The sequence below is a fragment of the Glycomyces sp. NPDC046736 genome (assembly GCF_040645615.1).
In the GTDB taxonomy this organism is placed as follows: domain Bacteria; phylum Actinomycetota; class Actinomycetes; order Mycobacteriales; family Micromonosporaceae; genus Glycomyces.
This window is the reverse complement of record NZ_JBEYYO010000012.1, coordinates 21820-45217: the sequence shown is the minus strand read 5'-3', so window position 1 is coordinate 45217 and position 23398 is coordinate 21820. Positions and strand designations below refer to the sequence as shown.

Sequence of the window (23398 nt, the reverse complement as noted above, 5' to 3'; positions counted from 1 at the left end):
CGTCAGGCCTTCTTGACCAGCGCTATGAGCTTCTTCTCGACGGCGGGCGTGATCTCCTCCAGCGCGAACGCGGTGGCCCACATGTCGCCGTCGTCGAGCTCGGCGATGTCGTTGAAACCGAAGCTCGCGTACCGGGACTTGAATTTCTGGGCGCTCTGGAAGAAGCACACGACCTTGCCGTCCCGGGCGTACGCGGGCATCCCGTACCAGGTCTTCGGTGACAGGTCCGGCGCGTTCTCGGTGACGATCGCGTGCACCCGCTCCGCCAGCTCCCGGTCGGTGCCCTCCATCTCGGCGATCTTGGCGAGCACATCGGCAGTGCCGTCCTTCCTGCCCGCCCGCTTCCCGCGCTTCTGCTCCTTCTTGAGCTCCGCAGCGTGCTCCTTCATGGCCGCCCGCTCTTCCGCACTGAACCCGACCGAGCTCTGCTTCTCCGCCATCACTCACTCCTCATCAATCGAAGCCGACCCCTCGATGCTAGGTTTCCGCACCTCACCTGCGCTTCTCGAATCCTGATCAATCCCGCCCTCGTCCGGCTCCCGAATGCCCAGGCCGGTGGCAAGCATGATCATCGGACCCAGCGATCGGCCTCGTGGGACTACGTCCTGGGAATCAGAGTCTGGGACCAACCAGAAGGCGCCGAAACCGCCTCCCCGGCGCCGAACGATGCTCGTCACGGACAAGAGCATGAAACGCTCCGCCCTGTCGCAGACAGATAGCCTGTGACCTGCGAGTTTGTGGTGGGTGCTACAGGGATCGAACCTGTGACCACCTCCTTGTAAGGGAGGTGCTCTACCGCTGAGCTAAGCACCCGGGGCGCGCTGTTGGGGGCGCGTTGGGCCTGGGACAGGGTACCTGAACGGGGGTTTGGGGTCGGCGGGGGGAGGAGAGGTGGGGCACGGAGTGGAATTCGGTGGAAGCTTCAAGTGTTGGGGGTGGGGTGACGAAGCTACGTGTTGACATCTGGTCCGACATCGCCTGCCCGTGGTGCTACGTGGGCAAGGCCCGGTTCGACAAGGCCGTGGAGCGGCTCGACGGGAAGGTGGACGTCGAGGTGCGCCACCGCTCGTTCGAGCTGGACCCCGACCGCGCGCCCGGGGACGTGGACGCCGTGGTGCCCATGATCGCCAAGAAGTACGGCATCAGCCCCGCACAGGCGCAGGCCAACGAGTACAAGCTCGGCGATCTCGCCAAGGCCGAGGGCCTCGACTACCGCTCCGAGGGCCGCGATCACGGCAACACCTTCGACTTGCACCGACTGCTGCACCTCGCCTCCGCTCGCGGCGTCGAGGCCGAGGTCTGGAGCGCGTTCTACGCCGCGAACTTCGCCGACGAGGCCTCGATCTTCGAACGCGACCGCGTCATCGAGGTCTCGGTGGCCGCCGGGCTCGACCGGGACGAGGTCGTGGCCGTGCTCGACGACCCTGAGGCGTACAAGGCCGAGGTCCGCGCCGACGAGGCCGAAGCCGCCGCGCTCGGCGCCACCGGGGTCCCGTTCTTCGTGATCGACGAGAAGTACGGCGTCTCCGGCGCCCAGCCCACCGACCTGTTCGCCGAGATCCTCGAAAAGGCTTGGGGCGAAAAGAAACCGGCGATCACCCCGATCACCGGAGCAGAAGATGCCGAGGCCTGCGGGCCCGACGGCTGCCCTATCTGACCGATGACGGAACGCGTCCCGCGCCCGACAAGGCGCGCGGGACGCGTTCGTCATGTCTCGACGGGATATTCGTCAAGGTGACGGCGGCGGGACGCGTCCTCGCACCGCCCGCGCGGGGCTGAGGCAAGCGCTCCAGCGGTGTCGGGAGCGCCCGCACGGGGCTGCGGCGAGTGCCTCAGCGGTGTCGGGAACGCCCGCACTGCGCGCACGGGCTGCGGCGAGCGCCTCGAATGCTCGCACCGGCCGCACGGGCGCGCGCCTTGAAGTGCCGGGCTGGTGCGTTCTCCGGTCGCACGGGACATGCGTGGGCGCACCGCGCGCGTAGCACGGCGCAGTTCGTCGGAGAGCGGGCGCAGCGCCAGCGGCGCGGGGCGTCTTGGGGTCCCGCGCCGCGTCGGAGGTTCGGGTTGGTCACGCCGCTGCCCGGTGCGTTTCTCGTCGGCGAAGCACCAGCGGCAGCACGTACGGGTCGAGACCGTAACGGCCCGAACCGGTCACGGCCAGCAGCAGGCATGCGACCCCCACCGCGAGCGGGAACGCGTAGCCGCCCGCGTCCGCGTAGATCCCGCTCGCGCCGTTGACGAACACGATCGCGCCGACCATGACGAGCGCCGCCCCCACGGCCGCCGCCCGCACCAGCACGCCGGCGATGAGCGCCGCCCCCGCGGCGAGTTCGCCGAACGCCGCCACGTGCGCGCTGACCTGCGGCAGCGGCACACCGCCGCCGCCCATCGCCTGCGCGGTCGCGTCGAGTCCCCACTCCGCGAGCTTCTGCCAGCCGTAGGCCAGCAGGATGACCCCGGTTCCCAAGCGCGCCAACAGTACTCCGGCATCGGCGAGCCGTCCTCGTGCTTCCATGCGTCCTCCTCATCGTGAGCGTCGCCTTGAAGTCTCGCCGCGCGAAGCCCCGCCGCCGCCCGCCCGTTCGAGCGGTTCCGCCGCCCCGAACGAGCAGGCCGCGCCCGGCCGTGTTCGCATTACTGTTGATCCATGACGCCTCACGAGCTCGCCACCGCGCTCGCGCGCCTCCAAGACCTGCTCGACGCCCCGCTGCCGCGCATCCTCCCGTGCGTCTCCGCGGTCCTCGACGAGGTCCTTCCGCATCGAGGACTGCTCCTGTTCAGCGGCGACTGCGTCGCGGCGAAAGTGCGCAGCACCGGCGACGCCCCGGCCGGTCCCGAGGCCGCCGCCGAGATGACCCGCCTCGCCGGGCTCGTCCTCCCAGGCACCCCGTGGCACGGGACGATCACCGTCGACGACATCGAACACCGAGTAATCGCCGTGGCCGCCGCGCCGCCCGGCTCGGCCGGTTCGGTCCTCGCGGTGCTCACCGACCCTGAACCCGCCGCTCCTCCCGCCTCCAGGGGCCTCGACCACCCCGAACCCGTTTCCGGTTCGCGCAACGGCACCGAACCCGCCCGCACCCCCTCCGAGGACCATGACCGCGCCGAACCCACCTTCAGCTCGCGCAACGGCACCGAACCCGACTCCACCGCCGATCCCGCACAGGACGCGGGCCTCGCGGTCCAGCGGCTCTGGGAGATCGCCGCCTGGCGCGTCCTCACGCTGAACGCCCAGGTCGAACCGGTGAAACTCTCCCGTTCCCACGTCGAGGCCCACGACCGCGCCCGCGAGACCGTCGAGCGCACCGACCGCCACGCGACCGCCCTCGCCGCCGTCCTCGGGGCCCTGCGCTCGCGCCGCCTCTCCGACGCCGCGGCCCGCCGCACCGCCACCGACCTCGCCGCGGAGGCGATGGTCGAACTGCGCACCGAGACCGGCCGCGAAGGCGACGCGGAGACCCTCGGCGACGCCTTCGCGAGCATGGCCGACCGGCTGATGCTCCTCATGCGCCACAACGACATCGAACTCGAACTCGACGCGCCCGAGTCGCCGCGGACCGCGCTGCCCGGCGCGATCGCGGTCGCCGCTCGGGCCGCGGCCCGAGGCGCGGCGCTCACCGCCGTGGAGCAGTCCGGCGTCACCCGCGTCCGTATCGCCTGGGCACTGCGCGACGGCGTCCTCCACGTCACCGTCCGCGACGACGGCCCCGGCCGCCTCGACCCGGAGGACCCGCGCGTGCGCCGCGTCGCCGAAGGCCTCGCGGCCCTCGGCGGCACCCTCGCCGTGGACGCCGTGCCCGGCTGGGGCAGCACCCTCACCGCGGCGCTGCCGCTCCACGACACGCCGCCGCGCCCCGCCGCGCGCGCCGACCGCCTGGGCCCCCGCGAGATCGACGTCCTGCGCCATCTCCTGCGCGGCCACCGCAACCGGCAGATCGCCGAGGCGCTTCACATCAGCGAGCACACCGTCAAGTTCCACGTGGCCAACATCCTCGACAAGCTCGGCGTCGCCACCCGTGGCGAGGCCGCCGCCGCGGCTCGTGAACTGGGGTTCGTGCCGATCGGCGCGACCCCCGCCGCGCCGCTGCCCGCCTCCCGCGCCTGAGGAGGTGGCGAAAGCTCCCCGAACGGGTAACCGCCGGAATATCCTGAGTCGAATTCCGCTCTACGAGGAGGCGATCGCCATGCCGATGGACCGCGAGACGCAACTGAAGCTGGTGAACCTGCGCGACGACGCCGGCGTGCTCTCGCTCTACGTCAACGCCGACCCCCGGCAGGAAGGATCCCAACCGCCCTGGAAGACCCGGCTCGATCAGGGGCTCAAGCAGCTGATCGAGGCCGTCGACAACCCCACCCGCTCGATCCTCGGCCGCCGCGTCGAGGAGATGAAGCTCGACATCGAGCAGCTCGTCCGGCCCGGAGCCCCCGGGGTGGGGCGCGCGCTGTTCGTGGCCCTCGACAGCGGCCGCTCCTACAGCGTCGCGATGCAGACGCCCCTGACCGACCGCATCGCCCTGGCCCCCCGCTCCCACATCTCCCCGATGTTCGGCGCCTGGGCCGAGGGCGCGCCCGTGGGCGTGGCCGTCGTGGACGGCAAGGGCATGCGCCTGCTCGACGTCCGCTTCGGCCTGTGCGAGGAGGTCTCGGGGCTCCACTTCGAACTCGACACCTCCGAATGGCGCGTCATGAAGGGCCCCGCCAGCCAGAGGGGCGCCAGCTCCTACACCCAGTACGACCTGTTCGACTTCCGCGTGGCCGAGCACCTCCAGAAGTTCCTGGCCGCCGCGCACAGCACGATCGAGGAGCACGCGACCACGTTCGGCTGGGAGCTCCTGGTCGTCACCGGCGACCCCGAGCTGGTCGAGGCCGCCTCGAAATCGCTGCGAAACGGCTTCAAGGCCGAGGTCGTGCCCTCGAAGCTGGTGCTCAGCCAGGCCACCCCCGCGCAGATCGAAGAGGCGCTCGCGCCCGAGATCGCCGCGGCCAGAGCGCAGCGGGACGGGAAGCTCGCCGCCGACTTCGCAGAGGCGGGGCCCAAGAAGACCGCGCTCGGTTCGGAGGAGGTGCTCGACGCGCTCCAGGAGGGCCGCGTCGATCGGCTGCTCATCGAACGCGACTCGGTCTGGAGCGGCCGCCGCATCCCCGAGGGCTCGGTCCTGGCCGACGCCATCGCGCCCGGCGAGGCCGAGGTGGCCTCCGCGATCGCCGACGCGCAGCTGGGCGAGGCGATGATCGAGATGGCGCTGTCCTCGGACGCGAAGGTGTCGATCCTGGCCGGAGGCCTGGGGAAGCAGGTCGGCGGTGTGGGCGCATTTCTCCGGTGGTGACCGATTGCATCTCGAAGTTAGGTTATGCTAACCTATCTTCGGCAGTACGAACAGGGCCGCGGGTCTCTCACCTCCCGCGGCCCTGCTGCATCTCCAGGGCACTCCAGGCACTGTTCTCACAGGTCGCCGTTGTCCTCCATCACAACTCGGCCGAAAGGCTTCCCTTCCCGGGTCCCTTCCCATAAGCTTAATTCATCAGTTGATGAATTAAGCTTCATCGGCTCACCCCAAGGGAGACCACCATGTCTGACCAGCAGCAAGCCGAAGTCATCGTCGTCGGCGCCGGGCCCACCGGCCTCCTGCTCGCCGGCGACCTCGCCGAAGCGGGCATCGCCGTCACCGTCCTGGAGAAGCGCGGCAAGGACCTCTCGAACCTCTCGCGCGCCTTCGCCGTCCACGCCCGCACCATCGAGGTCCTCGACGCCCGCGGCCTCGCCGACGAACTCTTCGCCCTGGGCGGCAACGAACTCGGGAAACTGTTCCTGTTCGGCCGCGTCGAGCTCGATCTCACCGAACTGCCCACCCGCTTCCCGTACCTCTACTCCACCCCGCAGTACAAGATGGAGCAGGTCCTGCGCGACCGCGCTCTGCGCGCCGGAGTCGCGATCCTATACGACCACAAGGTCACCGGCCTCGACCAGACCGCCGAAACGGCCACCGTCCACACCGACAAAGGCGACTACACCGGCCGCTACGTGATCGGCACCGACGGCGTGAACTCCGCGGTCCGCAAGGCCGCGGGCATCCCCTTCCCCGGCGAGGCCGTCCTCGAATCGATCATGCTCGCCGACGTCAAGCTCAGCGACCCGCCCCCGCGCAGCCCGGTCGCCAACGGTGCCAACGGGGCCTTCTCCTTCGCGGCCGACTTCGGCGACGGCTACTGGCGCGTCTTCGCCTGGAACAGCCACGACCAGCGCCCCGAGGACGCCCCGGTCGAGGCCGAGGAGATCAGTGCCGCGATGCGCCGCGCCTTCGGCAGCGACTTCGGCCTCCACGACCCACGCTGGGTCTCCCGCTTCCACTCCGACGAGCGCCAGGCCCAGACCTACCGCGCCCAGAACGTCTTCCTCGCCGGGGACGCCGCCCACTGCCACTCGCCCGCGGGCGGCCAGGGCATGAACACCGGCCTCCAGGACGCGGCCAACCTCTCCTGGAAGCTCGCCGCGGTCCTGCGCGGGGCCGACCCGGCCCTGCTCGACACCTACGAGGCCGAGCGCCACCCCGTCGGCAAGGCCGTGCTCCGCTCCAGCGGCACCCTCGTCCGCGTCGCGGCCAGCCGCTCCCGCACCGCCCAGATCGTGCGCACCACCGCCATCGCCGCGCTCATGCGACTCAAGCCGGTGATGCGCCACATGGCCGGTGAGATCAGCGGCATCGCGATCCACTACGGACACGAGAAGGGCGACCACCGCCTCGTGGGCCACCGCGCCGAGGACGTGGACCTCGCCGACGGCTCGCGCCTCTACGAAGCCCTGCGCGGCGGCAGGTTCGTGGTCCTCGACAGCGCCGGGGAGGACTCCTCGACCGCGGCCCACGCGTTCTCGGCGAAGCCCGACGGGACCGCCAAGGTCGTCCGCCCCGACGGCTACATCGGCTGGGCCGGACCCGACGACCCGGCCGCGATCGCCGACTACCTCGCCGTCCACAGCGGAACCCGCTGAGCCCCAACCCCTTCCATCACGCGGCGACGGGCCCGGCCCGCCGCCGCGGTCCTCTGCCGTTCGCGATCCGTTCACGCGCTCGCGGTAGCGCGGAAGTCGCTTTTGCCATGGACTGGCGGTCCACCCTGTTTCCTCCCGAAATGCAGGTGTCCCATGGCAAATGTCCTCAGTCGACGCAACGTCCTCGGTGCCGGCCTCGCGGCCGGTGCCACCGCCGTCGCCTCCGGCGCCCTCTCGGGTACCGCGCAGGCCCAGGAGGCCCACGGCGGCCCGCTCATCGGCGGCCCGCGCGGCGACCAGCTTCATCTGCTCACCTTCAACCTCCGCTACGAGGGCGGCGACGCCTCGCCGCACACCTGGGGCGAGCGCCGCCCGCTCGTCAAGACCATCCTCAAGCGAGAGAAGCCCACCGTGCTGCTCACCCAGGAGGGCGTGTTCGGCCAGCTCCAGGACGTCCTGGAGGACCTCGGCAGCGAGTACGACTGGGTCCACCTCGGACGCCTGGGCGGCTCCAGGTCCGAGGCCACCGCGATCTACTGGAACACCAAGCGACTCAAGGTGGTCGAGTACGACCACCAGTGGCTCTCCGACACCCCGCTGCTCATCGGGTCGAAGGGCTGGGGCAACAATGTCGTGCGGATGCTCACCTGGATCCGCTTCCAGGACAAGCGCACCGGTAAGGAGTTCTACGCCGTGGACAACCACTTCGACCACCAGTCGGAGGAGTCGCGCCAGCGCGGCGCGCAGATGAACCTCGACCTCATCGCGCCGTGGGACGCGCCGGTGATCGTGGCGGGGGACTTCAACAACACGCCCGACACCCCGATCTACCAGATCTTCGCCGACGGCGGCCTGGTCGACACCCTCGTCGAGGCCGAGGACCGGGTCACCCCGGTCTACGGTTCCTGGAACGGCTGGAACCCCGTCCCCACCGAGGCCGAGCGCCGCATCGACTGGATTCTCGCCACGCCCGACGTGCGCACCGTCAAGGCCGGGGTCAACACCTACGCCAAGGACGGCCTTACCCCGTCCGACCACTGGGCCGTGCAGGCCCTGGTCGAGCTGCCGTAAGGCCTCAGTGGCCCCAGATCGTATAGGATATAGGATATATCCTATCGGGTCTGGGGTCGCCGGGAGTTGCCGAAGGGGCCTTCTGAGGCCTCCGCGGCCGATATCGTCGAGAGGTGAACGACGTTCAGCCCCAAGAGCTTGCAGGTCCGCAGGCCGGACCGTCGCTCTCCGGTGCGCCGCTCATCGGGCCGGTCGCGGCGCCGCTGCTGCACGTCATGACCTACAACCTCAAGTCCTCCTCGGGCCGGGCCCCGCACTCGTGGCTGAAGCGGCGGCCGCTGGTGGCCGAGATCGTGCGCTCCGAGCGCCCCACGGTCCTGTGCACCCAGGAGGGCCGCTACCGCCAGCTCCTGGAACTGCGCGAGGACCTCGACGGCTACGACTGGGTCCACCTCGGGCGCGGCGGGGGTTCGCGCTCGGAGGCCACGGCCGTGTTCTGGGACCGCTCGCGGCTCGTCCCGGTCGAGTACGACCACCTGTGGCTCTCGAAGCGCCCGAACGTGATCGGCTCGCGCAACTGGGGTTCGGGCACGGTCCGGATGCTCACCTGGGTCCGCTTCGAGGACCGCGCGACCGGTCGCGACTTCCACGTGGCCGACGTCCACCTCGACCACCGCTCGGAGAAGGCCCGCCGCAAGGGCGCCCGGATGTGTCTCGACGTGCTGCGCCGCTTCCCCGGCGCGGCGATCCTGGCCGGGGACTTCAACTGCGAGCCCGGCTCGCCCGCGCACCGCGTGCTCACCGACGGCGGCCTGGTCGACGCGTGGGACGCCTCCGAAGCCCACCTGACCCCCGACTGGGCCACGTTCAACGCCTGGCGCACCAAGCCGGTGGTCGGCGGCAAGCGCATCGACTGGATCTTCTTCAAACCCGGCGGCGAAGGCGACCGCGTCCGCGTGCGCACCGCCGGAGTCAACCCGCGCGCGGCGCAGGACGTGGCCCCTTCCGATCACTGGCCCGTGCAGGCCGTGCTCACGATCGGCTGAGCAGCTCTCGCACTTCACGCACGGCCGCGCGACCGGCGCGGTTGCCGCCCACGGTGCTGGCCGAAGGCCCGTAGCCGACGAGGTGGATCCGAGGGTCGGCCGCCACGCGGGTGCCGTCCATGACGATCCCGCCGCCCGGCCCCCGCAGCTTCAACGGCGCGAGGTGGTCGAGCGCGGCCCGGAACCCGGTGGCCCACAGGATCACGTCGGCGGGCACGAACCTTCCGTCGTCCCATTGCGCCCCTTCGGGAGTGATCCGGTCGAACATCGGCAGCCGCGCAAGCACGCCCGACGCGCGGGCCGCCCGGATCTCCGGGGTCTGCGGCACTCCCGTGACGCTGATGACCGACTGCGGCCGCAGTCCGCGCCGCACCCGCTCCTCGACCATCGCCACGGCTTCGCGGCCCCGGTCGGGGTTGAACTCGTCGTCGCGCCACTGCGGTTCCCGCCTGGTGACCCACGCGGTGGAGGCCGCGTGCGGGGCGATCTCCAGCAGGTGCTGGATCGCCGAGATCCCGCCGCCGACCACGATCACGCGCTCGCCGGCGAACTCCTCGGGCCCGCGGTACTGCGCGGTGTGCAGCTGGCGGCCCGCGAAGGACTCCTGCCCCCGGTAGCGCGGCCAGAACGGCCGTTCCCAGGTCCCGGTGGCGTTGATGAGCGCCTTGGCGATCCACACGCCTTGGTCGGTGGCCACTTCGAGCCGCTTGTCCGGCAGGGACCTGACCGAGCGCACCGAGACCGGCCGCCGCACCCGCAGGTCGAATTCGCGCTCGTACGCGGCGAAGTAGTCCGAGATGACCCCGGACACCGGGGTCGAGGGGTCCGGCTGGGGCACTTCCATGCCGGGGAGCTGGTAGACCCCGTTGACGGTCTTGAAGGTGAGGGTCGGCCACCGGAACTGCCACGCGCCGCCCGCGTGCGGGGCGTGGTCGAGGACCGCGAACCCGGTCTCAGGTTCGAAGCGGCGCCGCAGGTGGTAGGCGGCCGCGAGCCCGGCCTGACCGGCCCCGACGACCACGACTTCCACTTCTCGCACCATGCAAGCTGAAACGACGCGAACGAGGCGCGGATTCCTCCCGGTGAGGCCCCTCACGGACTAGGGAACGGGTCCTTCAACGTGAACGCCTCGGTCGTCGGCCCGTGCTCGCGCAGCAGCGTCAGCCGCCGCTCGGCCTCGGCCACCGTGGGCCGCTCGCCCGCGGGGACCCACCACAGCGCCGTGACCGCCTCGGCGAGCCGCTCGAACCATTCGCGCCGCCGCTTGAGGAACGGCCGGTGCATCGACCCGTACACGAAGTCCTTGAGCGACTCGGCGTCGCTCCACACCGACATGTTCACGATCAGCCACTCGTCGCCGTAGAACCGCAGCCCGGTCGCGTTGTCCCCGGCCTCGTCCAGTAGTCGCCACACGAACCCGTCCGAAGCCTCGGCCGCGGCGTTGACCTCGTCGAGGTTGTCCACGAAGTCCTTCATCAACGGATCGTCAAGGGGCGCAAGCATCCGCGCGATGTTGACCTGCGCGAGCTCATGAGGGGTCGACATCCCCCGAGCCTACTCCCGCGCCCACCCGCGTCCCACGAGTTGAACTGCGGCCCTAGAACACCGGCGAGAGGAATTCGAGCCGGTTGCCGAACGGGTCGCGCGCGTAGCACCGCCGGTAGCCGGGGAAGTCCGCGTCCCAGGCCACTGGGTGCCCTGCCGCTTCGAGGCGCTCGGCGACCGCATCGAGGTCGGCGACCAGGATTCCCGGGTGCGCCTTCTGCGCCGGAAGATGCGAGGGATCGGCTCCCAAGTGGAGTTCGAGCGCGTCGGTGCGCAGCCACAGTCCGCCGCGTCCGGCCAGCACCGGCGGCTTGGGGACCTCGGTCATGCCCAGCACCTCCACGTAGAAGGCGCGCGCGAGGTCCTCGCCGTGGGGCCGGATCGCCAACTGCACGTGGTGGAGCCCGTAGCCGTAGGGGGAGGTGCCGCGATCGTTCACATTCGTCTCCTGTCAGGACGGAAAAAGGGGGCGGGCCGACCGGCCCGCCCCCCTTCTTGCTGTCGCTACTTGGCGAGCAGGCCTCGCAGCACGTACTGGAGGATGCCGCCGTTGCGGTAGTACTCGGCCTCGCCCGGGGTGTCCAGGCGGACCACGGCCTCGAAGGTCTTCTCGGCGCCGTCGGGGGCGACGGCGGTGACGGTGACCGTCTCCGGGATGCCCTCGTTGATCGCGGTCGCGCCGGTGATCGAGACGGTCTCCTCGCCGGTCAGGCCGAGGCTCTGGTGCGACTCGCCCTCGGGGAACTGGAGCGGGAGCACGCCCATGCCGATGAGGTTCGAGCGGTGGATGCGCTCGTAGGACTCGGCGATGACGGCCTTGACGCCCAGGAGGCGGGTGCCCTTCGCAGCCCAGTCGCGGCTGGAGCCGGTGCCGTACTCCTTGCCCGCGAACACGACCAGCGGGGTGCCCGCGGCCGCGTAGTTCTGGCACGCGTCGTAGATCGTCGACACCGGGCCGCCGGCCTGGGTGAAGTCGCGGGTCCAGCCGCCCTCGGTGCCCGGCGCGAGCTGGTTGCGCAGGCGGATGTTCGCGAACGTGCCGCGGACCATGACCTCGTGGTTCCCGCGGCGCGAGCCGTAGGAGTTGAAGTCGGCCGGGGACACGCCCTGGCCCTTCAAGTACTCGCCCGCGGGCGAGTCGGCCTTGATCGACCCGGCGGGGGAGATGTGGTCGGTGGTGACCGAGTCGCCCAGCTTCGCCATGACGCGCGCGCCCGTGATGTCCTCGACGGCCGCCGGGGTCGCGGGCATCCCCTCGAAGTAGGGGGCCTTGCGCACGTAGGTCGAGGCGTCGTCCCACTCGAAGGTGTTGCCGGTCGGGATCGGCAGGGACTGCCAGGTCTCGTCGCCGTCGAACACCGACGCGTACTCGTCGAGGAACATGTCGCGGCCGATGTTGCCGTCCACGACCTCGCGCACGTCCTCGGCCGAGGGCCAGATGTCGCGGAGGTACACGTCCTGGCCGTCCTTGCCCTTGCCGATCGGGTCGGTCGTGAGGTTCACGTCCATCGACCCGGCCAGCGCGTAGGCCACGACCAGCGGCGGGCTGGCGAGGTAGTTCATCTTGACGTCGGGGTTGATGCGCCCCTCGAAGTTGCGGTTGCCCGAGAGCACCGCGGTCACGGCGAGGTCGCCGGCCTGGACGGCCGCCGAGGTCTCCTCCGGCAGCGGGCCGGAGTTGCCGATGCAGGTGGTGCAGCCGTAGCCGACCAGGTTGAACCCGAGCTTGTCGAGGTACGGCGACAGCCCGGCTCGCTGGAGGTAGCCGGTCACGACCTGGGAGCCCGGCGCGAGCGAGGTCTTCACCCACGGCTTGGACAGCAGGCCCGCCTCGACGGCGTTCTTGGCCAGGAGCCCGGCGCCGACCATGACGTACGGGTTCGAGGTGTTGGTGCAGGAGGTGATCGCGGCGATCACGACCGCGCCGTGGTCGAGCTCGAACTCGCCGTCCTCGGACTTGACGGTCTGCGGGTTGTGCGGGCGGGCCCCGTTGGGGGTCTCGGCGGGCGAGTCGGAGCCGGGGAAGGACTCCAGCCCGGCCTCGTCGCGCACGTAGTTGGCCACGTCGCGGCGCCACTGGGCGTCGGCCTGGTCGAGCAGGATGCGGTCCTGCGGGCGCTTGGGCCCGGCGATGGAGGGCACCACGGTCGACAGGTCGAGTTCGAGGTACTCGGAGTACTCGGCCTCGCGGGAGGCGTCGTGCCACAGGCCCTGGGCCTTGGCGTAGGCCTCGACGAGCGCGATCTGCTCGTCGGTGCGGCCGGTCAGGCGCAGGTAGTCCACGGTGCGGTCGTCGATCGGGAAGATCGCGCAGGTGGAGCCGAACTCGGGGCTCATGTTGCCCAGGGTCGCGCGGTCGGCGACGGGGACGGAGGCCACGCCCTCGCCGTAGAACTCGACGAACTTGCCGACCACGCCGTGCTCGCGCAGCTGCTCGGTGATGGTGAGCACGAGGTCGGTGGCGGTGGTGCCGGCCGGGAGGTCCCCGGAGAGCTTGAAGCCGACCACGCGGGGGATGAGCATCGAGATCGGTTGGCCGAGCATCGCGGCCTCGGCCTCGATGCCGCCGACGCCCCAGCCGAGGACGCCGATGCCGTTCTCCATCGTGGTGTGGGAGTCGGTGCCCACGCACGTGTCGGGGTAGGCCACGCCGTCGCGGGTCATGACCACGCGGGCGAGGTGCTCGATGTTGACCTGGTGGACGATGCCGGTGCCGGGCGGGACGACCTTGAACTCGTCGAAGGCGGTCTGGCCCCAGCGCAGGAACTGGTAGCGCTCGCGGTTGCGCTCGTATTCGCGTTCAACGTTGCGCTGGAACGAGTCCGGGCGGCCGAAGAAGTCGACGATGACCGAGTGGTCGATGACCATCTCGGCGGGCGCGAGCGGGTTGATCTTGGAGGGGTCGCCGCCGAGGTCGCGCACGGCCTCGCGCATCGTGGCGAGGTCGACGACGCAGGGGACGCCGGTGAAGTCCTGCATGATCACGCGCCCGGGCGTGAACTGGATTTCGGTGTTCGGCTTGGCCGAGGCGTCCCACGAGCCGAGCGCGCGGATGTGGTCGGCGGTGATGTCAGCGCCGTCCTCGTTGCGCAGCAGGTTCTCCAGGAGGACCTTGAGGCTGTAGGGCAGCCGCTCGTGTCCCTCGACTCTGTCGATCCGGAAGATGTCGTACTCGTGCTCGCCGACCCGCAGCGTCTCGCGGGCGTTGAAGGAGTCCGTGCTCACCATGAGAGCTCCTCGTTTCAGGATTTGAAGGTCGGTGTCAGTCTGCCGCAACCTGAAGGGCCGGGAACCGAGGTCGCGCAGACGGCCGACTCTTAAACAGTACGTCCGTCTTGTTTAACGGGTCCAACTGTATCACCCGGCTCGCCGCGCGCGGTGCTGAGCCGAGCCTAAGCAAGGGGCCGCGGCCGTGGGTTTCGGTGGGGGAGTTCCGCGATGCGGTCGCGCTCCGGGCCGGTGGCCTCGCGCTCGGCGTGGTCGCGAGCGGTTTTGAAGGCCGGCGGCGGCTGGCGGTCGGTGTGCGGTGATGCTCGCCGCCGCCGGCCCGGTGCGGTGGATATAAGTCTCAATCCGGACTATACGCTTCGGGCGTTCGGGCCTCCTCGGCGGCCCTGTGACGCCCGTCGCGACCTGCGCGTTCTATCGAAAAGCGACGAGTCTCACTCGACCGGCAGCGCGGCGCGCGGACCGGCCTCGCGCTGGGCCGCCAGCCAGTTCTCCACGTCGTCGGCCGAACGCGGCAGGCCCTCCGAGAGGTTGTGCGCCCCCTCGGCGGTGACGTGCACGTCGTCCTCGATGCGGATGCCCACGCCGCGCAGCTCCTCGGGCACCAGCTCGTCGTTGGCCTGGAAGTACAGGCCCGGCTCCACGGTGAGCACGAAGTCCTCCTGCACCGCGCCCTTGTAGTAGTGCTCGGGGCGGGAGTTGGCGCAGTCGTGGACGTCGAGGCCGAGCATGTGCCCGAACCCGTGCAGCGTCCAGCGGCGGTAGATCAGCGAGTCCTTGTCCAGCGCCTCGTCCACCGACCCGGGCAGGACGCCCAAGCTCTTGAGGCCTTCGGCCAGGACCCGCATGCAGGTCTGGTGGATCTCCTGGAACTCGGTGCCGGGCTTGATGACGTCCATGCCTGCCTGCTGCGAGGCGTGCACGATGTCGTAGACCTCCCGCTGGAGCGGCGTGAACCGCCCGCTCACCGGGAGGGTCCGGGTGATGTCGGCGGTGTAGAGGTGGTTGTTCTCCACGCCCATGTCCATGAGGATCAGCTCGCCGGGCGTGGTGTGCCCGTCGTTGGTGATCCAGTGCAGTGTGGTGGCGTGCGAGCCGGCGCCCACGATCGAGTCGTAGCCCAGCCCGTTGCCCTCCACGCGCGAGCGGGTCCCGAACACGCCTTCGAGGAGCCGCTCGGGGATCGACCCGTCGGCCGGGAGGACGCGCGCCACGTCCTCGAAGCCGCGCACGGTGATGTCCACGGCGTTCTGGAGCTGCGCGAGCTCCCAGGAGTCCTTGACCAGCCGCAGCTCGGAGAGCACCGCCGCGAGTTCGGCGTCTCGGGTGAGCTGCGCGTGCCCTTCGGCGTCCTTGACCGCCTCTTCGGCGGGGAACTTCGCGTCAACGGCCGCGTCGAAGCCCCGCAGGACGCGCACCTTGCCGCGCTCGGCCCCGGTGAGCTCGCCCTCCAGGCGCTCGACGTCGCGCACCTCGATGCCCAGGCGCACGCTGGTCTCCTCCAGCGAGTGCTTGCGGCCGATCCACAGCTCGCCGTACTTCGCCGAGCGGAAGAACTCGTCGGAGTCGGTGCCCTTGCGCCCGCGCCGGTACAGGACCGCGTCGTGGCCGCCGTGGACCGGGTGCAGGACCAGCACGCCCTCGGGGTCGAGGTCGCCGGTGAGCCAAGCGAAGTCGGAGCCCGCGCGGAAGCGGAAGAACGTGTCGTTCGAGCGGGTCTTCTCGGCGCCGGTGGGGACGATGACCGTCTCCCCGGGGAAGGCCGCCGAGACCGCGGCGCGGCGGCGGGCCGTGTAGGCCGCCTGGTCGAGCTCGGCCACGTCCAGTTCCGTTGCGCCCCAACCGGTGCGCATGAAGTTCAAGAACTTCTCGGGGAACTTCGGGTCGTGGGGCCGCTCACCGGACTTCTTCTCGGTCATGACGGGTCCTTCCATGCGCCGTTGCGGTTCCCGGCGGCCTATGGTTCGCACGCGCCGCCGAGACGTCTCGTCGAAGCCGCGTCCCGGGCCGGGACGCGCTCCGCCCCCGACCGTACCTCCTCTGCGCGCGTGCGAGGGCGGTCATGGCCGGTGCCGGTCCCGGTCGCCGTCGGGTTACCCTGAGGAGCGTGACCGATCGCGCCAGCTCCTCGTTCAACCCTCCCGCGGGTGCGGGCACGGGTCAGACGCGGCACGGCGTGACCCTCTCCCCCGAGCAGCTCGAACAGATCCGCCGCCTCGTCGCGGTCGGGCGGGCCCCCTCGGTCGACGAGTACGTCGCCGCGGCCGTGGCCGAGCGCCTCGAACGCGACCGGTCCCTGACCGACCTCCACGACCTCTTCGAGCGCAAAGGCCAAGGCCCCAGCGCCGAGCACCTGGCGTGGGCCCGAGAAGTCCTCGGCGTCGACGACCGGGAAGGCGAGGCCCGCACGTGATCGGCGGCCGGATCCTCGACGTCTCGGCCATCGTCGGCTTCGCCACCTCCATGCCCTACCCCCAGGCGGTCGTGTTCACCGCCCTGGAGCAGAACGTGGTCCTCGCGATCCCCTCCGGGGCCCTCGCCGAGGCCTGGTCCCAGGCCCGCCGCCGCGACCGGGACGCCCTCCTGGTCCTGCTCGGCCTCCCGGTGACCGTGGTGATGGACCTCGACCAGAAGTCCGCGCGCGACGTGGGCCTGATGCTCTCGCGCTCGCGCCAGCACGGGAACATCGCCGCCGGGCACGTAGCCTGGTGCGGCCTCAACCGCCCCGGCTGGCCCATCGTGACCGGCGAGCCGAAGACCCTGCTCGCCTTCGACTCCGGCCTGGAGATCGACCAGTTGCCCTAGCAGGGCGTTTACGGGCCCGCCGGCCCGGAAACCCGTAACAGTTCGACACCGCATCGAGGGAGCAGCGTGAGCGCCGCACAGGAGCAGACCATGACCGAGACCGAACCCGCCGGGCACGTCGAGTACAAGCCCCGCAAGTCCCGCATCGGGGCCTGGATCGGCGCGGCCGTGGCCCTCGTCGGCTTCAGCGCGCTCTCGTTCACCCTCGGCTCCGAGACCGCCGGCGGCGGCGCCGTCACCGTCGCCGACCAGGCCGGGATGATCGGCCTCGGCGTCATCGGCGCCGGAATCGCCCTCAGCTTCCTGCGCCTGAAGGTCCGCGCCGACGACAAGGGCATCGAGGTCACCAACGTGACCTCCAAGCGCTACTTCCCCTGGGGCGTCGTCACCGCCATCAACTTCACCGACAAGATGACCTGGGCGACCGTCGAACTCGCCGACGACGACGAGATGTCGATCATGGCGATCCAGGTCAGCGACAAGGAACGCGCGCTGGCCGCCGTCAAGGGCCTGCGCGCCCTCCTGGAGCAGTCGCGCACGTCATAGCGGGTCTGGTCGAACCCGGGCCTCGGGGTTGGCTATACTCGCTTGTTGTGCGTGCTTTACGCGACGCACCCGCAAGCGGAGTCCAGCTCCCACCCTCAGCCGGGTCCCTCGGGACCGACTGGCGAACGGGTCACAAGACGGCGATGCATTCGCCGTACTTTGGAGTGGACCCTAGCCTCGGCTGGGGTCTTTTCTTTTGGGGACCTCTACCTGTGAGGCCTGCTGGGTCACGCTTGCGAAAGCCGCCGGCGCACCCGCGCTGGCGACGACCCGTAAGCCACAGGGCCGCCGGTGCGCAGCGCACCGGCGAGAATCGCGAACCAAGGAGGCCCCATCAGCGATTTGCGTGTGAACGACCAGATCCGGACCAAAGAAGTGCGTCTGGTCGGCCCGCAGGGAGAGCAGGTCGGCATCGTGTCGATCGACAAGGCCCTGCAACTGGCAGCCGACGTCGACCTGGACCTGGTCGAAGTCGCGCCCACTGCCCGTCCGCCGGTCTGCAAGCTCATGGACTACGGCAAGTACAAGTACGAGTCGGCTCAGAAGGCCCGTGCTTCCCGCCGCAACCAGCAGCAGACCGTCATCAAGGAGATGAAGCTCCGGCCCAAGATCGACAAGCACGACTATGAGACCAAGAAGGGTCACATCGTGCGATTCCTGACGGCCGGGGACAAGGTCAAGATCACCATCATGTTCCGCGGACGCGAGCAGTCGCGCCCCGAGCTGGGTCGGCGACTGCTGGACAAGCTCGCCGAGGAGCTCGCCGACCTCGCGGTCATCGAGTCCGCCGCGAAGCAGGACGGCCGCAACATGATCATGGTCGTCGCCCCCATCCGCCCCAAGGGCGAGATCAAGGGCGGCGGGCGCAAGGGCCGCGACCGCGGCGAGGGCGACGAGGCCGAAGCCCCGGCCGACGAGCCCGCCGAGACGCCCGAGTCCTAGACCCGAGCACTTGCCGGCCGGTACCGTGCGCCACCGCGCGCAGGACCGGCCGGATTGAAACACATAGGAGAAGCACGATGCCGAAGATGAAGACCCACAGCGGTGCCAAGAAGCGGTTCAAGGTGACCGGCTCGGGCAAGCTGATGCGACGCAAGGCGGGCAAGAACCACCTCATGGAGCACAAGTCCTCCAAGCTCAAGCGCGGCAAGGACGGCCGCACCGAGGTCGCGCCGTCCGACGTCAAGCAGGTCAAGAAGCTGCTCGGCAAGTAGCCCCCGTCTGACTTTCATCCGGTTTTAAAGCAAGGAGACTGAACTGTGGCACGCGTCAAGCGTTCACTGAACGCCAAGAAGAAGCGCCGCGTCGTACTCGAGGAGGCCAAGGGCTACCGCGGCCAGCGCTCACGCCTGTACCGCAAGGCCAAGGAGCAGCTGCTCCACTCGTACACCTACTCCTACCGCGACCGCAAGGCCCGCAAGCGCGAGTTCCGCAAGCTCTGGATCACCCGCATCAACGCCGCGGCCCGCCAGAACGGCATCACCTACAACCGCTTCATCCAGGGCCTGGCCCTGGCCGAGGTCGAGGTGGACCGCAAGATCCTCGCCGAGCTGGCCGTGTCCGACCCGACGGCGTTCACCGCCCTGGTCGAGGTCGCCCGCAAGGCCCTCCCCGCCGACGTCAACGCTCCGGTCGAGCAGTAGACGTGACAGCTGACGAACCCGGGACGGACGCGTTCACTCCGCGCTCGTCCCGGGTTGTCGCCGCCCGCAAGCTCCAGCGCCGCCGCGGCCGCGACAAAGCCGAGCGCTTCCTCGCCGAAGGCCCGCAGGCCGTGCGCGAGGCCGTGGCCGCAGGCGTGGTCGAGGACCTGTTCTACGACCTCGACGCCGATGAGCGCCACTCCGACCTCATCGACGCCGCCCTCGCCGCAGGCGCCCATGTCCACCCGTGCACCGACGAGGGCCTCGCCGCGCTCGCCGAGACCGTGACCCCGCAAGGGCTCGTCGCGATCTGCCGCTTCCTGGACCAGCGCCTCCCCGAGGAGCCGAACCTCGTCGCGGTCCTCCACGGGATCACCGACCCCGGCAACGCCGGGACCGTGCTGCGCGCGGCCGACGCCGCCGGAGCCGACTGCGTCGTGTTCGGGACCGACTCGGTCGACCCGTACAACGGCAAATGCGTGCGCTCCTCGGCCGGGAGCCTGTTCCACCTGCCGGTGATCCGCGCCGCCGACACCGTCGACTTCCTCGACGTGTTCGCGCACGCCCAGATCCTGGCCGCGGCCGCGGGCGGCGACGACCTGTACGCCCTCGACGCCGCGGGCGACCTCGCCGCGCCCACGGTGTGGCTGTTCGGCTCCGAGGCCCACGGCCTCGACGCAGCCACAGCCGCCCTCGCGCACCGCAAGGTCGGCGTCCCGATCTGGGGCAAGGCCGAGAGCCTGAACCTGGCCGTCGCCGCGGGCGTGTGCCTTTATGCGAGTGCCGCCGCGCAGCGCAGGAAGTTAGAATGTCGTCATGTCTTGCGGCCACCGCGAATTTATCCAGCCCGCCGGGTGCGGGCTGTGGCGTTAGCCGTCCACACCTCCTGGCGGGCTGCGGCAGAGCCGCACTTCTTCTTTAGACTTCTCAGGTCCCGCCAGGAGAAAGACGTATGAGCACAGACAACGAGAACGAAGCCGGGCGTCTCGCGCCCGAGGCGCTCGCGCAGGCCGTCAAGGACGCCGCCGCCGCCATCGAAGCCGCCGCCGATCTGGAGGCCCTCGCCGCCGCGAAGTCCGCCACGCTCGGTGACAAGTCGCCGGTGTCGTTGGCGCGCAGGGCGATCGGTTCGATCCCGGGCAAGGAGCGCGGCGAGGCCGGACGGAACGTGAACGCGGCCCGCACCGAGATCACGGCCGTGTTCGCCGCCCGCGAGGAGATCCTCAAGGCCGCCGAGGCCGCCCGGGTGCTCCGCGAGGAGACCGTGGACGTCACCGCCCGCACGCCCCGTCGCCGCGAGGGCGCCCGCCACCCGGTCAACGTCCAGATGGACCGCATCGCCGACCTGTTCGTGGCGATGGGCTACCAGATCGGCGAGGGCCCCGAGGTCGAGCTGGAGTGGTTCAACTTCGACGCGCTCAACATCCACCCCGACCACCCGGCCCGGACCATGATGGACACGTTCCACATCGCCGACGGCAAGGGCGAGTACGGGTCCAACATGGTGCTGCGCACGCACACCTCCACGGTGCAGATCCACACGATGCTCACCCAGGAGCCGCCGATCTACACTGTCGCGCCCGGCCGGGTGTACCGCACCGACGAGGTCGACGCGACCCACTCGCCGGTGTTCCACCAGACCGAGGGCCTGGTCGTGGACGAGGGCATCACGATGGCCGACCTCAAGGGCACGCTCGACCACTTCGCGAAGTCGGTGTTCGGGCCCGACGCCAAGACCCGCCTGCGGCCCTCGTACTTCCCGTTCACCGAGCCCAGCGCCGAGGTCGACGTGTGGTTCGCCGCGCACAAGGACGGCGCGCGCTGGATCGAGTGGGGCGGTTGCGGCATGGTCAACCCGCGCGTGCTGCGCGCGTGCGGCATCGACGCCGACAAGTACTCGGGCTTCGCGTTCGGCATGGGCGTCGAGCGGGCCCTCATGCTGCGCCACGGCATCACCGACCTGCGCGACATCATCGACGGCGACGTCCGGTTCCCGGTCGGCCTGCGAGTGGAGGAGTAACCGATGAGGATTCCCGTCTCTTGGCTCGCCGAGTACGCCGCGCTGCCTGAGGACCTCTCGACCGAGGCGCTCGACGCCGCCCTGGTCGAGGCCGGTCTCGAAGTCGAGGAGGTCGACGACCTCCGTGCCCGCGTCACCGGCCCGCTCGTGGTCGGCCGGGTCGCCTCCATCGAGGAGCTCACCGAGTTCAAGAAGCCGATCCGCCACTGCCAGGTGGAGGTCGGCGAGGCCGAGCCGCGCTCGATCATCTGCGGCGCGCGGAACTTCGCCGAAGGCGACCTCGTGGTGGTCGCGCTGCCGGGTGCCGAGCTGCCCGGCGGTTTCAAGATCGCCTCCCGCAAGACCTACGGCCGCCTCTCGGACGGCATGATCTGCTCGGCACGCGAGCTCGGCGTCTCCGACGACCACGAGGGCATCATCGTCCTGCCCGAAGGCACCGTGGGCGAAGACGCCCGCGCCGTGGTGGGCCTGGACGACGTCGTGTTCGAGCTGGCGATCACTCCCGACATGGGCTACTGCTTCTCGGTGCGCGGCATCGCGCGCGAGGTCGCGCACCGCCTCGGCGTCGCTTTCACCGACCCGGCCGCGAAGGCCGTCGAGCCCGAAGCGACTGCGGCGCAGCCGTTCCCGCTGTCGGTGGAGACCGACGGCTGCACGCGGTTCACGCTGCGCGCGGTGACCGGTGTGGACGCGAACGCCGAAGCCCCCGAATGGATGGCCAAGCGCCTGACCCAGGCCGGGATGCGTCCGCTGGGGCTCGCGGTCGACGTCACGAACTACCTGATGCTCGAACTGGGGCACCCGCTGCACGCGTTCGACCTCGACGCCCTCAAGGGCGGCCTGGTGGTGCGCCGCGCGGACGCGGGGGAGCGGCTGACGACCCTCGAAGGGGTCGAGCGCGCGCTCGACGCCGAGGACATGGTCATCTGCGACGAGACCGGCCCGCTGTCGCTGGCCGGGGTCATGGGCGGTCTCACCTCCGAGGTCGCCGAAGGCACCCGGAACGTGCTCATCGAAGCGGCCCAATGGGACTCGGTGTCGATCGCGCGCACGTCGCGGCGGCACAAGCTCACCTCGGAGGCCTCCAAGCGCTACGAGCGCGGGGTGGACGGCGCGATCTCGCTGCTGGCTGCCCAGCGCGCGGCCGACCTGCTCGTCGAGTACGGCGGCGGCACGTTGCAGCCGGAGGTCGCCGACGTCGACCGCCGCGCAGGCCGCGAGCCGATCGTGATCCCCGTCGACCTGCCCTCGCGGGTGGTGGGCGTCGACTACGACCGCGAGACCGTGATCGCGATGCTCGAAGCCGCCGGTTGCGAGGTCGTGGGCGGGGTCGTCAAGGAGGGCACCGTCGAAGGCGGCGACGTCCTGACCGTGGTGCCCGGGTCGTGGCGGCCCGACCTGACCGACCCGGTGGACCTCGTGGAGGAGGTGGCCCGCCTCGACGGCTACGGCCGCATCCCTTCGAGCATCCCGCGCGCGATCGCCGGGACGGGCCTGAGCCCGGCCCAGCGCCGCCGCCGCCGGGTGGCCCGCGCGTTGGCGGACAACGGATTCGTGGAGACCTACACGTTCCCGTTCGTCTCGCGGGGCCGCGCCGACGAACTCGGCCTGGACGAGAAGGACCCGCAGCGCGAGGCCGTGGCAGTGCTCAACCCGCTCGATGACGCCGCGCCGCTCTTGCGCTCCACGGTGCTCGCGAGCCTGGTGAACGCCGTGCGCGTCAACCTCTCCCGCGGCGCGAAGGACCTCGCGGTCTTCGAAGAGGGCCTGGTCTTCAAGCCCGCCGAGGGCTGGACCGAGCTCGAATCGGTGGCGTTGCCGGTCTCCAAGCGGCCCGCCGACGAGCTGATCGAAGCCGCGATCCGGCGACTGCCGGTGCAGCCGCGCCATGTGGCCGCGGTGCTGTGCGGCCAGGCCGTGCCCGCCGGGGTCGACGCGCCCGGTCGCGCCGTGGACTGGTCGGACGCGATCGAGGCCGCCGAGATCGTGGCCGAAGCCGCCGGGGTCAGACTCGAAGCGGCCCAAGGGGAGGCCGCGCCGTGGCACCCGGGCCGCTGCGCCGAGCTCATCGTGGACGGCCTCGTGGTCGGCCACGCCGGTGAGCTGCACCCCGAGGTCTGCGAACGCCTCGGCCTGCCGAAGCGCACCGCGGCGATGGAGCTGGACCTGTCGGCGCTGCCGCTGCCGGACCTCGCGCCCGCGCCGGTGGTCTCGCACTTCCCGGCCACGCTCATCGACGTCGCGGTCGTGGTGGCCGAGTCCGTCCCGGCCGGTGATGTCGAAGCGGCCCTGCGCGACGGGGCCGGGGAGCTGCTCGACTCGCTGCGCCTGTTCGACGTCTACCGCGACGCGAAGCTCGGCGAGGACCGCAAGTCCCTCGCGTTCAAACTGGAACTGCGCGCCGCCGACCGCACCCTCACCAACGAAGAGGGCGTGGCCGTGCGCGACGCGGCCGTAGCGGTCGCGGCCGAGCGCTTCGGCGCGGCGATCCGCGTCTGAGAGCGAGCGAATGGGCGCGTCACCGCTGCGGCGGCGATGCGCCCATTCGCATGCGAGGCGGGCACCG

General features: G+C 70.6%; 22 protein-coding genes and 1 tRNA gene. 15 read left to right on the top strand and 8 right to left on the bottom strand.

Translation table 11 applies throughout. The features are described 5' to 3' along the window. Positions 1-2 precede the first annotated feature (2 nt). On the bottom strand, positions 3-440 hold the full coding sequence (locus tag AB0B28_RS13430; protein WP_360120463.1) for a DUF1801 domain-containing protein: 438 nt from the start codon (positions 438-440) through the stop codon (positions 3-5). 298 nt (positions 441-738) lie between these two features. Further along, positions 739-813, bottom strand: a tRNA-Val gene (locus tag AB0B28_RS13425). A gap of 127 nt (positions 814-940) precedes the next feature. On the opposite strand from AB0B28_RS13425, the gene AB0B28_RS13420 reads away from it, so the two are divergent. After that, complete coding sequence (locus tag AB0B28_RS13420) at positions 941-1657, top strand: DsbA family oxidoreductase (RefSeq protein ID WP_360120461.1); 717 nt, start codon at positions 941-943, stop codon at positions 1655-1657. 411 nt (positions 1658-2068) lie between these two features. On the opposite strand, the gene AB0B28_RS13415 is transcribed toward AB0B28_RS13420, so the two are convergent. After that, positions 2069-2515: a DoxX family protein gene (locus tag AB0B28_RS13415; protein WP_360120459.1), complete on the bottom strand. Its 447-nt coding sequence runs from the start codon at positions 2513-2515 to the stop codon at positions 2069-2071. A gap of 132 nt (positions 2516-2647) precedes the next feature. On the opposite strand from AB0B28_RS13415, the gene AB0B28_RS13410 reads away from it, so the two are divergent. The 5 genes from AB0B28_RS13410 to AB0B28_RS13390 all read left to right on the top strand — a co-directional run bounded on the left by AB0B28_RS13410 (position 2648) and on the right by AB0B28_RS13390 (position 9045). Continuing rightward, on the top strand, positions 2648-4105 hold the full coding sequence (locus tag AB0B28_RS13410; protein ID WP_360120457.1) for a LuxR C-terminal-related transcriptional regulator: 1458 nt from the start codon (positions 2648-2650) through the stop codon (positions 4103-4105). A 79-nt stretch (positions 4106-4184) separates the two neighbouring features. Next, positions 4185-5327 carry a VLRF1 family aeRF1-type release factor gene (locus tag AB0B28_RS13405; protein WP_360120455.1) on the top strand — a complete coding sequence of 381 codons (1143 nt, stop codon included), beginning with the start codon at positions 4185-4187 and terminating at the stop codon, positions 5325-5327. A 242-nt stretch (positions 5328-5569) separates the two neighbouring features. Continuing rightward, a complete protein-coding gene (locus AB0B28_RS13400) occupies positions 5570-6988 on the top strand; it encodes an FAD-dependent monooxygenase (RefSeq protein WP_360120453.1) in 1419 nt (472 codons plus the stop codon). Positions 6989-7141: 153 nt separating this feature from the next. Beyond that, positions 7142-8059, top strand: a complete 918-nt coding sequence (locus AB0B28_RS13395) for an endonuclease/exonuclease/phosphatase family protein (RefSeq protein ID WP_360120451.1) — start codon at positions 7142-7144, stop codon at positions 8057-8059. 113 nt (positions 8060-8172) lie between these two features. Then, the gene (locus AB0B28_RS13390) at positions 8173-9045 is read left to right on the top strand and encodes an endonuclease/exonuclease/phosphatase family protein (protein WP_360120449.1); all 873 of its coding nucleotides are present in this window, start codon (positions 8173-8175) and stop codon (positions 9043-9045) included. Here the strand turns inward: AB0B28_RS13390 and AB0B28_RS13385 are convergent. The 5 genes from AB0B28_RS13385 to AB0B28_RS13365 all read right to left on the bottom strand — a co-directional run bounded on the left by AB0B28_RS13385 (position 9032) and on the right by AB0B28_RS13365 (position 15737). Next, positions 9032-10087, bottom strand: coding sequence for an NAD(P)-binding domain-containing protein (locus tag AB0B28_RS13385; RefSeq protein WP_360120447.1), 1056 nt, complete (start codon positions 10085-10087; stop codon positions 9032-9034). The genes AB0B28_RS13390 and AB0B28_RS13385 overlap by 14 nt on opposite strands. A gap of 50 nt (positions 10088-10137) precedes the next feature. Further along, entirely contained in the window at positions 10138-10590 is a 453-nt protein-coding gene (locus tag AB0B28_RS13380; RefSeq protein ID WP_360120445.1) for a DUF3291 domain-containing protein, read from the bottom strand. Between the two features lie 52 nt (positions 10591-10642). Next, complete coding sequence (locus AB0B28_RS13375) at positions 10643-11029, bottom strand: VOC family protein (RefSeq protein ID WP_360120443.1); 387 nt, start codon at positions 11027-11029, stop codon at positions 10643-10645. Between the two features lie 65 nt (positions 11030-11094). After that, a complete protein-coding gene (gene acnA, locus AB0B28_RS13370; protein WP_360120667.1) occupies positions 11095-13815 on the bottom strand; it encodes an aconitate hydratase AcnA in 2721 nt (906 codons plus the stop codon). A gap of 437 nt (positions 13816-14252) precedes the next feature. Then, entirely contained in the window at positions 14253-15737 is a 1485-nt protein-coding gene (locus tag AB0B28_RS13365) for an aminopeptidase P family protein (protein WP_360120441.1), read from the bottom strand. A 188-nt stretch (positions 15738-15925) separates the two neighbouring features. Between AB0B28_RS13365 and AB0B28_RS13360 the strand changes: the two genes are divergently transcribed. The 9 genes from AB0B28_RS13360 (at position 15926) to pheT (ending at position 23331) form a co-directional block, all read left to right on the top strand. Beyond that, a complete protein-coding gene (locus tag AB0B28_RS13360) occupies positions 15926-16231 on the top strand; it encodes a hypothetical protein (protein WP_360120439.1) in 306 nt (101 codons plus the stop codon). Then, on the top strand, positions 16228-16623 hold the full coding sequence (locus AB0B28_RS13355; RefSeq protein ID WP_136530083.1) for a hypothetical protein: 396 nt from the start codon (positions 16228-16230) through the stop codon (positions 16621-16623). Before AB0B28_RS13360 ends, AB0B28_RS13355 begins: the two co-directional genes overlap by 4 nt. A 66-nt stretch (positions 16624-16689) precedes the next feature. Next, complete coding sequence (locus AB0B28_RS13350) at positions 16690-17169, top strand: PH domain-containing protein (RefSeq protein WP_360120437.1); 480 nt, start codon at positions 16690-16692, stop codon at positions 17167-17169. A 348-nt stretch (positions 17170-17517) separates the two neighbouring features. Beyond that, positions 17518-18111 (top strand): translation initiation factor IF-3, encoded by a 594-nt coding sequence (gene infC / locus AB0B28_RS13345; RefSeq protein ID WP_360120435.1) that lies wholly within the window; start codon positions 17518-17520, stop codon positions 18109-18111. A gap of 77 nt (positions 18112-18188) precedes the next feature. Next, entirely contained in the window at positions 18189-18383 is a 195-nt protein-coding gene (gene rpmI / locus AB0B28_RS13340) for a 50S ribosomal protein L35 (protein WP_360120433.1), read from the top strand. 45 nt (positions 18384-18428) lie between these two features. Then, entirely contained in the window at positions 18429-18812 is a 384-nt protein-coding gene (gene rplT, locus AB0B28_RS13335) for a 50S ribosomal protein L20 (RefSeq protein WP_360120431.1), read from the top strand. A 2-nt stretch (positions 18813-18814) separates the two neighbouring features. Beyond that, positions 18815-19768, top strand: coding sequence for an RNA methyltransferase (locus AB0B28_RS13330; RefSeq protein ID WP_360120429.1), 954 nt, complete (start codon positions 18815-18817; stop codon positions 19766-19768). Beyond that, positions 19765-20832 carry a phenylalanine--tRNA ligase subunit alpha gene (pheS, locus tag AB0B28_RS13325; protein WP_360120427.1) on the top strand — a complete coding sequence of 356 codons (1068 nt, stop codon included), beginning with the start codon at positions 19765-19767 and terminating at the stop codon, positions 20830-20832. Before AB0B28_RS13330 ends, pheS begins: the two co-directional genes overlap by 4 nt. A 3-nt stretch (positions 20833-20835) precedes the next feature. Further along, entirely contained in the window at positions 20836-23331 is a 2496-nt protein-coding gene (gene pheT, locus AB0B28_RS13320; RefSeq protein WP_360120425.1) for a phenylalanine--tRNA ligase subunit beta, read from the top strand. The last annotated feature ends 67 nt before the right edge of the window (positions 23332-23398 follow it).

Excerpts from the sequence above, each read along its gene's own strand:
- pheT (WP_360120425.1), top strand. The coding sequence starts at position 20,836 with ATGAGGATTCCCGTCTCTTGGCTCGCCGAGTACGCCGCGCTGCCTGAG.
- AB0B28_RS13395 (WP_360120451.1), top strand. The coding sequence starts at position 7,142 with ATGGCAAATGTCCTCAGTCGACGCAACGTCCTCGGTGCCGGCCTCGCG.
- AB0B28_RS13385 (WP_360120447.1), bottom strand. The coding sequence starts at position 10,087 with ATGGTGCGAGAAGTGGAAGTCGTGGTCGTCGGGGCCGGTCAGGCCGGG.
- AB0B28_RS13430 (WP_360120463.1), bottom strand. The coding sequence starts at position 440 with ATGGCGGAGAAGCAGAGCTCGGTCGGGTTCAGTGCGGAAGAGCGGGCG.
- AB0B28_RS13400 (WP_360120453.1), top strand. The coding sequence starts at position 5,570 with ATGTCTGACCAGCAGCAAGCCGAAGTCATCGTCGTCGGCGCCGGGCCC.
- AB0B28_RS13410 (WP_360120457.1), top strand. The coding sequence starts at position 2,648 with ATGACGCCTCACGAGCTCGCCACCGCGCTCGCGCGCCTCCAAGACCTG.
- AB0B28_RS13365 (WP_360120441.1), bottom strand. The coding sequence starts at position 15,737 with ATGACCGAGAAGAAGTCCGGTGAGCGGCCCCACGACCCGAAGTTCCCC.
- AB0B28_RS13380 (WP_360120445.1), bottom strand. The coding sequence starts at position 10,590 with ATGTCGACCCCTCATGAGCTCGCGCAGGTCAACATCGCGCGGATGCTT.
- rpmI (WP_360120433.1), top strand. The coding sequence starts at position 18,189 with ATGCCGAAGATGAAGACCCACAGCGGTGCCAAGAAGCGGTTCAAGGTG.
- AB0B28_RS13405 (WP_360120455.1), top strand. The coding sequence starts at position 4,185 with ATGCCGATGGACCGCGAGACGCAACTGAAGCTGGTGAACCTGCGCGAC.
- AB0B28_RS13415 (WP_360120459.1), bottom strand. The coding sequence starts at position 2,515 with ATGGAAGCACGAGGACGGCTCGCCGATGCCGGAGTACTGTTGGCGCGC.
- pheS (WP_360120427.1), top strand. The coding sequence starts at position 19,765 with ATGAGCACAGACAACGAGAACGAAGCCGGGCGTCTCGCGCCCGAGGCG.